Here is a 310-nt window from a genome sequence, read left to right on the forward strand (position 1 = left end):
TTTGATGACCGCCTAAATCCAACGCACATCAGCCTGTATATGGCTTTGTTTCAGGAATGGAACAGTAGCCGGTTTGCCGATGAATTTTTCGTTAACCGCAGAGAGTTGATGCGTGTAGCCAAAATCGGCTCCAAATCCACATACCATAGGTGTGTCACGGATCTTGATACCTGGAGATACCTCTGCTATTTTCCGTCGAATAACCCTTACAAAGGCAGTAAGATCAAGATGTCCATTATCGGGACAAGTGATGAATCGGAGACGGGACAGTACAATCCCAGATTAGAACATCTTGCGGAACGCTACCATC

At 45.8% G+C, this 310-nt stretch carries 1 pseudogene; it reads left to right on the top strand.

Going from position 1 to position 310, the window contains the following annotated elements:
* Positions 1–310: pseudogene (locus HC176_RS18725) on the top strand (hypothetical protein); the annotation flags it as partial.

This window comes from Tamlana crocina, from assembly GCF_012037625.1.